The sequence below is a fragment of the Streptomyces sp. G45 genome, assembly GCF_049542095.1.
In the GTDB taxonomy this organism is placed as follows: Bacteria; Actinomycetota; Actinomycetes; order Streptomycetales; family Streptomycetaceae; genus Streptomyces.
In genome coordinates this window covers 8,793,948-8,808,273 of record NZ_JBMUZU010000001.1, presented here as the reverse complement: position 1 = coordinate 8,808,273, position 14,326 = coordinate 8,793,948, and the positions used below count along the sequence as shown (strand labels likewise).

The 14,326-nt window shown below is 73.0% G+C and carries 13 protein-coding genes; 12 read left to right on the top strand and 1 reads right to left on the bottom strand.

Annotation, left to right across the window (positions count from 1 at the left end; translation table 11 throughout):
• Positions 1–13 precede the first annotated feature (13 nt).
• From ACOBQU_RS37480 to ACOBQU_RS37450, 7 genes are all read left to right on the top strand, one after another.
• Positions 14–1,261: a DegT/DnrJ/EryC1/StrS family aminotransferase gene (locus tag ACOBQU_RS37480; protein WP_423633704.1), complete on the top strand. Its 1,248-nt coding sequence runs from the start codon at positions 14–16 to the stop codon at positions 1,259–1,261.
• A gap of 109 nt (positions 1,262–1,370) precedes the next feature.
• Positions 1,371–2,549, top strand: a complete 1,179-nt coding sequence (locus ACOBQU_RS37475) for an NAD(P)/FAD-dependent oxidoreductase (protein ID WP_423633702.1) — start codon at positions 1,371–1,373, stop codon at positions 2,547–2,549.
• Positions 2,550–2,645: 96 nt separating this feature from the next.
• Complete coding sequence (locus ACOBQU_RS37470; protein ID WP_423633700.1) at positions 2,646–3,617, top strand: ornithine cyclodeaminase family protein; 972 nt, start codon at positions 2,646–2,648, stop codon at positions 3,615–3,617.
• Between the two features lie 189 nt (positions 3,618–3,806).
• Complete coding sequence (locus ACOBQU_RS37465; protein ID WP_423633698.1) at positions 3,807–4,577, top strand: thioesterase II family protein; 771 nt, start codon at positions 3,807–3,809, stop codon at positions 4,575–4,577.
• A complete protein-coding gene (locus ACOBQU_RS37460) occupies positions 4,574–5,077 on the top strand; it encodes a thiamine pyrophosphate-binding protein (RefSeq protein WP_423633696.1) in 504 nt (167 codons plus the stop codon). The genes ACOBQU_RS37465 and ACOBQU_RS37460 overlap by 4 nt, the downstream gene beginning before the upstream one ends.
• Positions 5,074–5,640, top strand: coding sequence for a thiamine pyrophosphate-dependent enzyme (locus ACOBQU_RS37455; RefSeq protein WP_423633694.1), 567 nt, complete (start codon positions 5,074–5,076; stop codon positions 5,638–5,640). The genes ACOBQU_RS37460 and ACOBQU_RS37455 overlap by 4 nt, the downstream gene beginning before the upstream one ends.
• 97 nt (positions 5,641–5,737) lie before the next feature.
• Positions 5,738–7,009 (top strand): MFS transporter, encoded by a 1,272-nt coding sequence (locus ACOBQU_RS37450; RefSeq protein ID WP_423633692.1) that lies wholly within the window; start codon positions 5,738–5,740, stop codon positions 7,007–7,009.
• A gap of 112 nt (positions 7,010–7,121) precedes the next feature.
• On the opposite strand, the gene ACOBQU_RS37445 is transcribed toward ACOBQU_RS37450, so the two are convergent.
• Complete coding sequence (locus tag ACOBQU_RS37445) at positions 7,122–7,625, bottom strand: GNAT family N-acetyltransferase (RefSeq protein WP_423633690.1); 504 nt, start codon at positions 7,623–7,625, stop codon at positions 7,122–7,124.
• 510 nt (positions 7,626–8,135) lie between these two features.
• On the opposite strand from ACOBQU_RS37445, the gene ACOBQU_RS37440 reads away from it, so the two are divergent.
• The 5 genes from ACOBQU_RS37440 (at position 8,136) to ACOBQU_RS37420 (ending at position 14,156) form a co-directional block, all read left to right on the top strand.
• Positions 8,136–10,841 carry a DNRLRE domain-containing protein gene (locus ACOBQU_RS37440; RefSeq protein WP_423633688.1) on the top strand — a complete coding sequence of 902 codons (2,706 nt, stop codon included), beginning with the start codon at positions 8,136–8,138 and terminating at the stop codon, positions 10,839–10,841.
• A 28-nt stretch (positions 10,842–10,869) separates the two neighbouring features.
• Positions 10,870–11,205 carry a hypothetical protein gene (locus ACOBQU_RS37435; RefSeq protein ID WP_423633686.1) on the top strand — a complete coding sequence of 112 codons (336 nt, stop codon included), beginning with the start codon at positions 10,870–10,872 and terminating at the stop codon, positions 11,203–11,205.
• 581 nt (positions 11,206–11,786) lie between these two features.
• Positions 11,787–12,716 (top strand): aminotransferase class V-fold PLP-dependent enzyme, encoded by a 930-nt coding sequence (locus tag ACOBQU_RS37430; RefSeq protein WP_423633684.1) that lies wholly within the window; start codon positions 11,787–11,789, stop codon positions 12,714–12,716.
• 394 nt (positions 12,717–13,110) lie between these two features.
• Positions 13,111–13,272, top strand: a complete 162-nt coding sequence (locus ACOBQU_RS37425) for a hypothetical protein (RefSeq protein ID WP_423633682.1) — start codon at positions 13,111–13,113, stop codon at positions 13,270–13,272.
• Complete coding sequence (locus ACOBQU_RS37420) at positions 13,272–14,156, top strand: methyltransferase domain-containing protein (protein ID WP_423633680.1); 885 nt, start codon at positions 13,272–13,274, stop codon at positions 14,154–14,156. The genes ACOBQU_RS37425 and ACOBQU_RS37420 overlap by 1 nt, the downstream gene beginning before the upstream one ends.
• The last annotated feature ends 170 nt before the right edge of the window (positions 14,157–14,326 follow it).

Here is a 14,326-nt window from a genome sequence, read left to right as displayed (position 1 = left end):
CGGGAACTGGGGAATGATGGAGACGAATCTGGCGGCCGCGCCGCCGCGCTACACAGTGCCGTACTCACGTGTCGGAAGCCGACTGGACGAGAGCGACGTCGCGGCCGTGCGCGAGGTGATGCTCTCCGGCGCCACGCTGTCCGCGGGCGAGGTCAGGGAGCGCTTCGAGGAGCGGTTCGCCGCGCACGTCGGGGTGCGCCACGCGCTGTCGGTGACCAGCGGCACGGTCGCCCTGGAGCTGGCCATCCACCTGCTCGACCTGGAGCCGGGCGACGAGGTGATCACCACCCCGCAGACCTACCAGGCCACGATCCAGCCGCTGCTCGACCGGGACGTGCGGGTGCGGTTCGCCGACGTCGACCCGGCCACGGCGAACATCGACCCTCAGCGGGTCGCCGCGCTCGTCACGCCGCGCACCAAGGCGATCCTGCTGGTGCACTACGGCGGTCTGCCCGCCGACATGGACGCGGTCATGCGGGTGGCCCGCGAGCACGGCCTGACCGTGGTGGAGGACGCCGCGCACGCCCTCGGCAGCTCCCTGAACGGCCGCAGGCCCGGCGCGCTCGGGCACATCGGCTGCTTCAGCTTCCACTCCAGCAAGAACATCACCACCCTCGGCGAGGGCGGGATGGTCACCACGGACCGCGACGACTGGGCGGAGCGGCTGCGGCGGGTGCGCGGCAACCAGGCCGACATGGTCCTCACGCCCCGTGAGGGCGGCATCGCCGGGTCGAGCGAGCCGCCGTTCGGCGCGCTGTATCCGGGCGAGGCGTACACGCACGACTGCCTGCGGGTGCGACGCGCGGGCACCAACGCGGCGCTCAGCGAGGCCGCCGCGGCGATGGGCCTGGTGCAGCTGGGCAGGCTGCCCGAGCTGGTGGCGCGGCGGCGGGCGGTGGCCGCGCGGCTGACGGCGGAGCTGGCCGCGTACGACACCGTGCGCGTGCAGTCCGTGCCGCCGGGAGTCGAGCACGCCTACCACCTGTTCACCTTCTCCGTGGACTCCCGGCGCGTGGACCGCGACGAGCTGGTGCGCGTCCTGGCCGCCGAGGGCGTGGAGACGTACCTGCGCTACTTCCCGCTGCACCTGCTGCCGGAGTGGCGGGCGCGGGGAAGCGCCCTCGGCGACTGCCCGCGCGCCGAGAAGGCCTGGTTCCACGAGCACATGAACCTGCCCTGCCACCCCGAACTCACCGACGGCCAGGTGGAGTTCCTCGCGGCCGCCGTGAGCCGCGCCCTCGCCAAGGCCACCCGCGCGTGACCCGCGCCCGGACACCGCGCGGGCCCGCCGGGCCCCGCTGACCTGGAGCCGACCAGCAGCCGACCAGCAGCCGACGACCAGCCGACGACCAGCGACGAAGGGACATCGCATGACCGCTTCCGTGAGCACGCGGCCCACCCACTACGACATCGTCGTCATCGGCGGCGGCCCGGTCGGCCTCGCCGCGGCCTGCGCCGGGGCCCGCCGGGGCCACTCGGTGCTGGTCCTGGAGCAGTACGAGATCCTGCACGAGCACGGCAGTTCGGGCGGCGCCGAGCGGCAGTGGCGGCTGCAGTACGCCCAGGAGGACCTGGCGAGGCTCACCGTGGAGGCCCTGCCGCTGTGGGCGGAGCTGGAGCAGGCGGGCGGCCGCCGCCTGGTGCACCGCACCGGCAGCCTCTGGTTCGGCGACACCGCGACCTCCACCAACGAGGGGCAGGTCAACGCCGCCGTCGCCGTCCTGGACCGGCTCGGCCTGCCGTACGAGTGGCTGGCCGCCAAGGACATCGAGGAGCGCTACCGGTTCGCCCGGCTGCCCGGGCACTACGAGGGCTTCTTCCAGCCCGACGGCGGCATGGTGGACGTGCGGGCCACGCTGTGGCTGCTGTACGAGCAGGCCCGCGCCGCCGGTGCGCGGGTCCGCGACCGCGAGCCGGTGCGCGCCATCGAGCCGGACGACAACGGCGTCACCGTGCGCACCGAGCACGGCCACTACCGCGCCGACCACGTGATCGTCGCCGCCGGTGCGTTCTCCGCGCCGCTGCTGCGCCCCCTGGGCATCGACTTCGACGTCGAGCTGTACGAGATGGCCACGGCGTACTTCCGGTGCGTGGACCCGGACTTCGACTACCCGACGTGGTTCGCCTTCCAGCGGCCCACCGAGGAGGACACCAACCTGTTCTACGGGTTCGGGCGGCTGCCGTGGGCGACGGGCGACCTGGTGCGGGTGGCGCCGGACTTCGAGGTCGACGTGTTCGACGACGCGTACGGCGCGAGCCGGACGCCCGCGCCCCGCCATGTGAAGCGCACCGCCGACTGGGTCGCCGAGCACATGCCCGCGCTCGACCCGAACCCGCTGCACCCGGGCACCTGTCTGATCGCCCTGCCGAAGGACCACGAGCGGCAGTTCTACTTCGGCCACGCCCCCGACTCCGTCCCCGGCGCCCGCCGCCTGGTCGTGCACGGCGCGGGCTGGGGCTTCAAGTACATACCGCTGCTCGGCCGGGCCTGCGTGGAGCTGGCGCTCGACGGGCGGACCGGCTACGACCTGTCCCGCTTCGCGTTCTGACCCCGGCACCCGCCGGTTCACCCGCTCCTGCTGCCCCTCCGTTCCACTGGCCCCCTGTTGACCCCTTGTTGACCCTTGCTGAAAGGACCCACGGACATGTTGCGAGTCATCAACGGCGAGACCGTCCGGTCGCTGTACTCGGGCGCCGACGCGCTGCCCGCCATGAAGCGCGCGCTGACCTCGTTCAGCGACGGCTCGGCCTACCAGCACCCGCGGATCACGGTGGAGCCGCCCGGCGAGGGCGGCATGGTGCTGCTGATGCCCGCCGCGTCCGAGGACACCCTCGGCCTGAAGCTGCTCAGCATGTTCCCGCGGGCGGCCGAGAAGGGCCTCGCCAACGTGCAGGGCCTGGTCATCCTGGTGGACGCCGTGCACGGCGAGCCGCTCGCCCTGATCGACGGCATCTCCGTCACCGAGATCCGCACCGCCGCCGTCTCCGCCCTGGCCACCCAGAGCCTGGCCCGCCCCGACGCGACGACGCTCGGCGTGATCGGCGCGGGCGTGCAGGCCAGGGGGCACCTGGAGGCGCTGGCCGGGGTGCGGCCGTGGGAGCGGATCCGGCTGTACAGCAGGACCGCCGAGCGCGCCCGTGAGCTGGTGGAGTGGGCGCGCGGCCGGGGCCTGCCCGCCGAGGTGGCCGACTCCGCGTCCGGTGCCGTCGCGGACGCGGACGTCATCTGCACGGTCACCTCCGCCTGTTCCCCGGTCCTCGCCGACGCCGACGTGACCGGTGGCGGGGTGCACATCAACGCGGTGGGCGCGTTCGGGCCGACCTGCCGGGAGCTGCCCTCGGAGCTGATCGCCCGGTCCCGGATCTTCGTGGACAGCCGGGAGGCGGCGCTCTCCGAGGCCGGTGACCTGATGATCCCGATCCAGGAGGGCGTCCTGGACGAGAAGGCCGTGCGGGGCGAGATCGGCGAGGTGCTGGCCGGTGCCGAGGGGCGCGTCGGTGACGAGCTGACGGTGTTCAAGTCGCTCGGCCTGCCCATCCAGGACGTCGTGGCCTGCGCGGAGATCTACCGGCGCGCGGTGGAGCGCGACGCAGGGGACGTGCTCAGCTTCCCCTGAGCGCGCCGCCGCCCCTCCCCCGCGGCCGTCCCGCGGGACGGCCGCGGTGCCTTGAGACCCGCCGTGCCCTCCCGCGCACGCCGCCGCGACCTGGCCGCCGGGCCCGTGACGCCCGCCCTTGACGCCCCCGCCCCTGACGGCTCGCCCGTTGCTGTCCTGCCCCTGCCGCCGTGACCCGAAAGGACTGCCGTGGCCCCACCAGAAGCCCTGTCCCTGCTCCCGCGCCCGCCCCGGTCCGGCGCCCGCCGCCGTCCGCTGCTGTGCCTGCCGTACGCGGGCGGCGGGAGCCGGTCGTACGACAGCTGGCAGCCGCTGCTGCCGGGGGCCGTGGACGCGCAGACGCTGCGCCTGCCCGGGCGCGAGGGCCGGGCCGCCGACCCGGTGCCCGACGACCCGCGGGTCCTCGCCTCGGACATCGCCGACGAGCTGGGCCCGCACCTCAACGGCCCCTTCGCGCTGTTCGGGCACAGCCTGGGCGCCTCGGTCGCCTATGAGCTGGCCCTGGTCCTGCGGGACCGCTTCGCCGTCGTCCCCAGCTGCGTGGTCGTCTCCGGCAGCCGTCCGCCGCACCTGCTGGTCACCGGCAGGCAGTACTCGGCGATGGACGACGCCACGCTGCGCTCGGCCCTGGAGCACATGGGCGGCACCGACCCCGAGGTGCTCACCGACGGCGACCTGTGGCAGCTGGTCGAGCCCACCATCCGCGCCGATCTGATCATGAGCGACAACTACCGCCGCCTCGAGGCCGACCCGCTGTCCTGCCCGCTGGTCGCGTACGGCTCGAAGGAGGACATCGACCTCGACCAGGAGTCCCTGGACGCCTGGCGGGCCTACACCGCGGGCCCGTTCACCTCCCGGATCTTCCCCGGTGACCACTTCTACTTCCGCCGCTGGCCCGAAGGGTTCGTCATGGATCTCATCAACCGCCTCTACGAGCATCTGCTGGAGGTCGACCAGTGACCGCCACGGCCGTTCGGGCGCCGCTCGCCGAGCGCCTCGCGGACGACCTGACCGCGTCCTTCGGGCCGTTCTTCGGCACGCCGTGCGGCATCCTCGCGCCCCTCTACCGCACCCTGGAGGAGCGCGCGGGCCTGCTGACCGTGGCCCGCGAGGACAACGCCGTCGGCCTCGCCGCGGGCGCCGCCCTCGCCGGGCGCGCCCCGGCGGTGCTCATGCAGAACTCCGGCCTGGCGCAGTCGGTCAACGCCCTGGCCTCCCTCGTCGTGCCGTACCGGATCCCGCTGCTGCTCGTGGTGAGCCTGCGCGGTGTGGACCCCGACCCGACCCCGGAGAACACCGTGATGGGACGCCTGACCGCACCGCTCCTGGACTCCCTCGGCATCCCGGCGGTGACGCTCGCCGACCCGGTCGACCTGGAGCGGCTGCGGCACGTGGTGCACGTGGAGCGCGGGCCCGCCGCGCTGCTGGTGGAACCGACCGCGTTCGGGTGGCGGGCATGAACAAGACCGAGGCCGTGGCCGCCGTCCTCGCGGCCACCACCATCGAGCCGATCGTCTACACCACCGGCTACGCCTGCCGCATCGCGCGCCACCTGGACGACCGGCCGAGCCACTTCTACATGACCGGTTCGATGGGCCTCGCCTCGTCCATCGGCATCGGCGTCGCCCGCGAGACGGGCCGCCCCACCGTCGTGGTCGACGGCGACGGCAGCCTCCTGATGAACCCGGTCGGCCTGGTCACGGCGGGTGCCCTGCCCGAACTGCCGCTGGCGCACGTGGTCCTCGACGACGGCGCGTACGCCTCCACGGGCGGCCAGACCGTGCCCTCGCGCCGCGCCGACCTGACCGCCTGGGCCCTGGCCTGCGGCTACACCCGCGCCGTCGAGACCGACGACGCGGCGCGGTTCGCCGCCATTGTCCGCGACGAGGTGGCGCGGTGCGCGGCGCCGGTGCTGATCGTGGCCCGGCTCACCGAGCCGGACCCGCCGGTCCCCGGCCGGATCGAGCAGGACCTGACGGAGCACGCCCAGCGCTTCGCCCACCACCTGGCGAAGCACGGCTGACCGGCGGGCCGCGCCGCGCTTCGCGGAAGATCGCGCGCCGCGGCTCGCGGACCGGTACGTTCCCTACGCTAGGCAACGCAACAGGCAGGAGAAGAGCATGAGTTGGGGCGTGGGTCGCGTCCTGCGCGAGCGCAACGCCGCGTTCTACCTCAGTGGCGTGGTGGTCTCGGGCTTCGGCAGTTCGGCGATGGCCCTGGCGGCCGGTGTGTGGGCCAAGTCCCTGACGGGCTCGGACAGTCTGGCCGCCCTGACCACGTTCTGCGTGTGGGCCCCGACGCTGTTCGGCCCGCTGCTCGGCACGGTCGCGGACCGGGTGCGCCGCAAGCCGCTGCTGATCTGGTCGAACGTGGCGATGGCCGCCCTGCTGCCCACCCTCGTGTTCGTGGACTCCGAGGACGGGATGTGGCTGCTGTTCTCCGTCCTGATCGTGTACGGCGTCACCATCGTCCTGATGGACGCGGCCGAGGCGGCGCTGGTCGCCGCGGCCGTGTCCGAGGATCTGCGCGGCGACTTCAACGGCCTGCGCACCACCGCAAACGAGGGCATGAAGCTGCTCGCCCCACTGCTCGGCGCGGGCCTGTTCATCCAGTTCGGCGGGGAGAGCGTCGCCCTCCTCGACGCCGCCACGTTCGCCGTCGCGGCCCTCGCGTTCACCCTCGTACGGGTCGACGAGCCCCGCCCGGAGCGCGCCGGTCGACAGCCGTGGACCGCCCAGGCCGCCGAGGGCGTGCGCTTCCTGCGGACCCACCCCGTGCTGTGGCGCCTGGTCCTCGCGGGCGCGATCACCATGGCGATGGCGGGCGTCAACGGCGCGGCCATCTACGCCGTCGTGGACTCCGGCCTGGACCGGGCGCCCGCGTTCGCCGGTGTGCTGTACACGGTGCAGGGCGCGGGCTCGGTCGTCAGCGGCCTGTTCGCCGGGGCGCTGCTGCGGCGGGTGCCGGAGCGGGTGTTCACCGCGGCCGGGATCCTGCTGTTCGCGCTCGGCGTGGCCCTGCGCGCGGTGCCGTCGACGCCCGTGGCGCTGGCGGCGAGCGTGCTGATCGGGGCGGGCCTGCCGTGCGTGCTCATCGCCGCCCTGACCGCCGTGCAGCGCGAGACCCCCGGGGAGCTGCTGGGGCGGGTGGCGGGCACTGCCAACACCCTGCTGCTCGCGCCCAACTCCGTGTTCCTCGCCCTGGGGGCGGGCCTGCTGCCGGTCGTCGACTTCCGGGTGCTGGTGGTCGCCGCGGGCGTGGTGGCGGCCGTCGCCGCGGTCGCGCTGCTCGGGCGCGGGGCGGGGCGCGGGCCGGAGGCGGCGGCCGGGGCGGACGGGGCGCCGGAGCCGTCGGCGGTGGAGACGGCCACGGCGTCGCAGGACGGAAGCTGACACACGGGCGGGGGCGCACGCATCGGGCGCCCCCAGGTCACGTGGTCGCGCTTCGTCGCCGTACTCGTTCCGAGGCGTGGCGGGTCGGGCGATGGGTTCGCCCGGCGGGCGGTTACAGCGCGATGAGTCCGGCGTCCGTCGGCTGGAATCCGCAGGCGTCCACATAGAACGTGCGGTGTTCGTCGTCGAAGTCCACGTGCAGCCATTCGCATCCGGCCGCCCGGGCGCCTCGTACGGCCTCCTCGACGAGTTTCGTGCCGATGCCCCGGCGCTGGAACTCCCTGTCGACGAGGGTGTCCAGGACGAAGGCGTGGACGCCGCCGTCCCAGGCGACGTTCACGAATCCGACGAGTCGGCCACCGCCCTCGGCTTTTCCGGCTCCCCCGTTTTCTGCGGCTGCCCCGGTTTCTCCCGCTGCCCCGTTTTCTCCGGCTGCCCCCGTTTCTCCGGGCCCCCCGGTTTCCTCGGTCTCCCGGGCGACGACCCAGCCGAGGCTGTGCCGCCGCACCTGCTCCCACCAGCCGATGGACAGTGGCGCGTGGTCGAAGCCCTGGCCGTGCAGGGCGTTGAGGGCGTCGTCGTCGAAGGCGCCGCGCCATGCGTAGGTGATCCCCATGCGCCGATCCTAGACGTCGCGGCAGGCCGTGGGCATGGGTGGTGACACTCATGCGCCCGGGACCTTGGTCCCGTATTTCGCCGGGATCGGCGGTATTTCTTCCGGTCCTCTCGTCACGTGTGGCAGGGTGCTCGATGGCTCGACGGCGCCGATCATGGTGTGCCCATGGTGCGTGGTCCCGTCGCGGCTTTCTGGCTTTTTCGGGGAGAGGGATATTCATGACTCGACGTGGAGAACACGTCCGTCGTTTCCCCTGTCCCGCCCCGGGGACGGTCACGCTGACGGGCGGCGCGAAGCCGCCCCCGTACCGCGGTTTCCGTCGGGCCACCAAGGACCCCTGTTTCTGAGAAATCCCCTCTGTTTCCGAGGACATCACCTCACCCCCGCGTCAGGCGCGCGGGCCGCTGACGGCCCTGCCCGCCCTGGGGTCGGCGGTGAGTCGAGCGACGGCGTCCGAATCCGTTGTCCTGCCTTGTTTTTAGGCCTTTTAGGTTTTTTGGGAGTTATGAAGTGAAGTACGACTGGCGTGCCCGAACAGCAGGCGTGGCCATGGTGACGGTGGGCGCCGTCCTAATCTCCACGCCGCACGCGATCTCCAAGTCGGCGCCGGAGGGCAGCACGTCCGCCGCCGGGAGCGATCAGGCGCGAGCGGAGTCGGAACTCAAGGACGTCCTGGAGACCTTCAAGGCCCATCCCATCAAGGAGGCCGAGAGCGTGGAGGCCGGTCTCACCGCGGCGGCCGTCCAGGACCGCAGGGTCGAGGTGCTCCAGCTGCGCACCGAGACCGACACCGTGTACGCCAACCCCGACGGCACCCTCACCCGGGAGATGGCGTCCGGCCCGATCCGCATGATCCGCGACGGGCAGTGGGTGGACGTCGACGTCGACCTGAAGACCACCGGCGACGGCGAGGTGGCGGCGAAGGCCCACCCCAAGCAGCTGGAGCTGGCCGGACGCGGCGGCACCCCGGCGCGCTCCCTGGCGGCGGCGGCCGAGGCCCCCGCGTCCAAGGCGCGCGACCTGGTCACCCTCGGCACCGGCGACGACCGGCTGGCCGTGCGCTGGAAGGGCGGCCTGCCCGCGCCGACCCTGAAGGGGAACGTCGCCACCTACCGGGGCGCCGTCCCCGGCGGCGACCTGATCGTGGAGTCCACCCGCACCGGGTTCGAGCAGTTCCTGCGCCTCAACAAGGCACCCGAGGACGGGGCGCCGATCGTGCTGCCCATGACGGTCCCGGACGGGGTGACGGCGAAGCAGAACGCCGACGGATCGGTGACGTTCGCCGACGCCGACGGCACGGAGCGGATGCTGATGCCCGCGCCCGTGATGTGGGACTCGACCGTCGACAAGAAGTCCCTGGAGCGCGCCAACAGCCACCCCGTCGACATGAAGGTCACCCAGCGCGGCACCACCGTGGAGCTGACCCTCACCCCCGACGCCGCGTGGCTGAGCGACCCCAAGACCCAGTACCCGGTCACCATCGACCCGGCGACCGACGCCCTCGACACGCTCTTCGACACCTTCGTGCAGGGCGGCGACACCACCGACCAGTCCGCCAGCACCGACCTCAAGATCGGCTGGCCCGGCGACCACGCGGGCTCCACCAAGCGCACCGCCCGGTCCTTCCTGACGTTCCGCACCTCGAACTTCGCCGACTCCCTGGTGTCCAAGGCGACGCTGAAGATGTGGAACTACCACTCCTGGTCGTGCGAGAAGCGCGGCTGGGAGGTGTGGGCGGCCGACCCGGCGGACAAGAACACCCGCTGGACGAAGCAGCCGGTGCTGCGGGAGAAGGTCGCCAGCTCCACCGACACCAAGTCGGCCACGTGCTCGAACGCGGGCTGGGTGAGCGCCGACGTCACCAAGCTCGCGCAGACCTGGTCCTCCGCCAAGGCCGAGCAGGGCTCCATAGCCCTGAAGGCGGCGGACGAGAACGACACGTACGCCTGGAAGCGCTTCTACTCCTCCGAGGCCCCCAACCAGGACCAGGTCCCGACCCTGGAAGTCACCTACAACTACCGGCCCTACAACGGCGCCAACCTCCAGGCCGGTACGCCGTTCGTCTCCCAGGGCGGCATCTTCAAGGTGAACTCGACCACGCCGACGCTGCGGTTCTCCACGGTCGACACCAACGGCGAGGACAAGATCACCGGCACGTACGAGATCACCGACACCGCCACGGGCGAGGTCGTCGCCACGCTCAACGCCGCCCCGGTGCCCGCCAACAGCACCTCCAGCCTGCGGGTCCCGGCGGGCAAGCTCGTCTCGGGCCGCACCTACAGCTTCCGCACCACCACCTTCGACGGCACGCACTACGCCAACGGCTGGTCGGACCCGGTCCGCTTCACCGTCGACACCTCCTGGAAGCCCACCGCCGCCGAGAACGCCCTTGGCCTGGCGAACCTGTACTCCGACGCCGCGGACATCACGGCGGCCACGGCCTCCGACGACACGTACGCCTCGATCGCCGCGACCGGCGAGAACACCGTCTCCGTGCCCTGGGACGGTAAAAACAACGGCATCGACATCAAGAACGAGCTGATGCCGAACAGGCTCACCATCCCCGGGGGCAGCACCAAGGGAACGCGGGTGGGCGGCAACGTCGTCTACACCTCGTCCGGTCCCGTCGACACCGTCGTGCAGCCCACGGCGGACGGCGGCTCGCGCACGCTGAACATCATCAAGAACGCCTCCGCGCCGCGTGACTACGAGACCGGCTTCGTGCTCCCCGCGGGCATGAAGGCCGTCACCCACGACGACGGCTCGGTGTCCCTGTACTCCGCGGGCGACGACGACGGCGACAAGGCGCCCACGAAGGAGGCGGCGGGCTTCTTCGACGCCCCGTGGGCCAAGGACGCCAACGGCAAGGACGTGCCCACCAGCTACAAGGTGGTCGGCAACAAGCTCGTCCAGCACGTCGAGTTCGGCGCCGACAGCGCCTTCCCCATCGTGATCGACCCGTCCTGGTGGTCCACCACCAAGAAGATCGTCAAGTGCAGCGTGTACGGCGTGGCGCCCTTCGTTCTCGGCTTCACCCCGGCCGGGTCGACCAAGCGCGTGATCACCGCCGTGCGCCTGGCCAAGAGGATCGGCTTCAAGAAGACGGCGAAGCTCATCTACAACTACTCCAAGCGCCGCAAGATGGAGCCGTCGTTCCGCAAGATGGTCGGAGCGCTGCTCGGCATCGAGGGCATCAAGAAGAACTGCAAGTTCTGAGGTCACGAAGGAGTCGCGAGGAACCACCATGCTCGTCGAAGCCATCGCGACGGCCGTCCTGCTGGCGGAGCTGGCCCTGCTGATCCGCTACCGGATCGTCCGCCGCCGCCAGGAGCGCCCCGGTGACTGGCCCCGGCTCACCGACGTCGGTTACGGCCATCTGGCGGCGGCGCTCGCCGCGGCCGCCGCCGGGTGGGCCGCCGCCGGAGCGCCCCTGGATCTGGGCACCGTGGCCGCGGTGCTCTTCCTCGGCGGGGTCGTCCCCGCCCAGGCGGCCCTCGCGGCGACGGCCCTCCGGCGCCCGCTCACCGGCTGGTTCGTGTGCGGGGCGGGAGGGTTCACCGCGGGCCTGGCCCTGCTGTAGCCGCCCGTACCCCTACGGGCCGCCCACCGGAACCCCTGTCCCCTCGATCCGGTGGGCGGCCGCCCTCTTGGCGCAGTATCGGCCAACTCAACCGCCTACACCCTCTTTGACCATATTGGCGGCGCTACGCTGACCCGGCGCGCGGGCGCATCCGGACCGCGCCCCGCGTGGTGACCTCGACGTTCGATCGTCGTGACCCCAGGGGGTGCAGAGGTGCGTAGGAGAAGTGTGCTGGCCGGTGCCGTCGGATCCGCGGCCGTCGCCGCGTGGGGAGGCCGGACCGCGGAGGCGGTCACGGACGCCGGTGCGAGACGGCTGCTCGGGGCGGACGGGCGGCCGGACTGGGGCGCGGTGCGGGCGCAGTTCCGCCTCGACCCCGGCTGGGTCCACCTGGCCGCGTTCTACCTGGCCTCGCAGCCGCGTGCGGTGCGCGAGGCCGTGGCGCACCTGGCCCGGCAGCTCGACGCCGACCCCATGCTGCTGCCGTCGAAGCTGACGCTGCCCGACGGCCCCACGGGCTGGGACCGGGTACGGCGGTCCCTGGCCGGGTACCTGGGGGCGAGCCCGGGCAGCTCGCCCTCGTGGCCAGCACCACCGTCGGCCTCGGCGTGGTCTACAACGGGGTGGTCACCCGCCCCGGCCAGGAGTTCCTGCTCAGCGAGGACGACCACGACGTGCACCGGGGTGCCGCCCGGCTGTCGGCGGAGAAGCACGGGGCGGTCCTGCGGATCGTGCCCTCGTGGTTCGCCGACTCGGCGCGGGCCACGGCCGACGAGGTGGTGAGCGCGATCCGCGCCCAGCTCCGCCCGACGACCCGCGTGCTCGGCGTGACCTGGGTGCAGTCGAGGACAGGGGTGCGGATGCCGGTGGAGCGCATCGCCGAGGTGGTGCGAGAGGCCAACCGGGGCCGCGGGGACTCCGACCGATGTCTGCTGGTGGTCGACGGGGTGCACGGCCTGGCCGCGGTCGACGCCGACGCCGCGCGCCTCGGCGCCGACGCGGTGGTCGCGGGCACTCACAAGTGGCTGCTCGGCCCGCGCGGCACCGGCCTGGTGTGGCTGGCGCCGTGGGCGGTGGAGCAGGTGCGGCCGACGTTCGCGAGCTTCATCGCCCGCGAGGGCACCGCCGCGCTGTCCCCCGGCGGGTTCCTCGCCTTCGAGCACGCCTTCGCCCTTCCGGTGTCCGTGGCGTTCCACGAGACCCTGGGCCGCGCCCGGGTCGCCGCGCGGATCACGGAGCTGTCCACGCACGCCAAGCGGGGGCTCGCCCGCATCCCCGGCGTGCGGGTGCACACGCCCGCCGATCCCGGCATGTCCGCGGGCATCACCTGCTTCAGCGTCCGCGACCACCCCGGCGCCGCCGTGGTCACCATGGCCGCCGAACGCAAGGTCCGCCTGTCGTCCCTGTACAACGACAGCCTGGGGTACGCCCGCATCGGCACCGGGATCATGAACTCGCCGCGGGACGTGGATGCCGCGCTGCGTGTCGTACGGGACATCGCGCGCGGATAGCGCCGGGGCGGCGCGAGCGGCTTCGGTGGGCGCGGACAGCGTCACACACGCCCCCAGCTCACCACCAGCCAACCATCCGTTCGGCGAGCGGGTAGGCACCGGCCAGCGGGCTCAGCCCACCGGCCCCCCAGGCACCGGGCCTCACTCACCGAGCCCCAGTCACCAGGCGGCGGTCCTCAGCGCGTCCCGGCGGACGCCCGCCTGGTCGTTCGGCTCGTCGACGGCGACCGCGCGGGCCACGGCGGTGTCGGGCAGGTCGACGCTGTGTACGCCGCGAGGGCCGCTCCTTCACCCCCGGTGACCGCCCGGGCGCACGCCCCGGCGTCAGGCGGTGTGGCGATCAAGCGGTGGTCACGCGCAGACTCACAGGACGAGTGGTGTCGAGGAGGGGGCCATGACACACCGTCAGCAGAGCAATGGCCAGGTCGGCGGCGAGTACTCCGCACCGGGCGACCCCGGCAACCCCATGCCGCAGGAGGCGGGCCTGCCCGGGGAGCTGGAGGAGCTGGAGGACCCACCGGAGGCGGACCCCCCGCCGGGCGAGCCGGGGACGTAGTGGCCGACACGGCGGCCAGGGCGATCGCGGAGCGGCTGCGGGCCGAGTGCGCCGAGGAGATCGACCGGCTCGGCACCGGCTTCCGCGAACGGCCCTGGCTGCGGGAGGCCTTCCTCGCCGTACCGCGCGAGGTGTTCGTGCCCGACCGGGTGTGGTGGCCCCACCGGAGCGCCGAGGACGGCCTGTTCCCGCTCCTCGACCGCGGCCTGCGGCCACGGCAGTGGCTGCGGTCGGTCTACCGGGCCCGGGTCCCCCTGATCACGCAGATCGCCGACGGCGCCGTACTCCCCGACGGGCCGACCGACCGCACCGACTTCACCGGGTCCATATCCTGCCCCGCGGTCGTGGTGTCGATGCTGCGCCACCTGGACCCGCAGCCGGGCGAGCGGATCCTGGAGATCGGAACCGGCACGGGGTACGGCACGGCCCTGCTGGCGCGGCGCGTCGGGGCGGGCGCCGTCACGTCGGTCGAGATCGACAAGGCCCTCGCCACACATGCCGGGGTCGCCCTGCGCGCCGTCGGCTGCGCGCCCCGGCTCGTGGTCGGCGACGGTGAGGGCGGCCACCCGCCGGGCGCGCCGTACGACCGGGTCATCGCCACCGCGGCCTTCCGCCGCCTCCCGCAGGCCCTGCTCGACCAACTCCGGCCCGGCGGCGTGCTCCTGGCCCCGCTCGACACGCCCTTCGGCTGCGACGGCCTCGCCCGCCTGACCGCCGACGGGCACGGGCGCGCCCACGGCCGCTTCGTGGGCGCCGTCGACTTCATGAAGGTACGCGGCCAACGCGATCGCCCCACCAGCTACGCCGAACTGGGCTGGCCCACCTGGGGCGACTACCGCGTCACCGTCGAACACGGCCACCAGCACATCCGCACCACGCTCTGACCGCCCGGGGTCACGTCGTCGCCGTCCCGTCCCGGCGTGATCGAGGATGGCCGATACCCGCTCCACCCCAAAGCCCTTGTTCCGCATCTCCCTGTCAGGGCCCACGCGCACCCGGCGAACCGGGCCGCGAGGCATGTCGGCGTACCGGGGAGTAGCGCCCCGAAGATGAT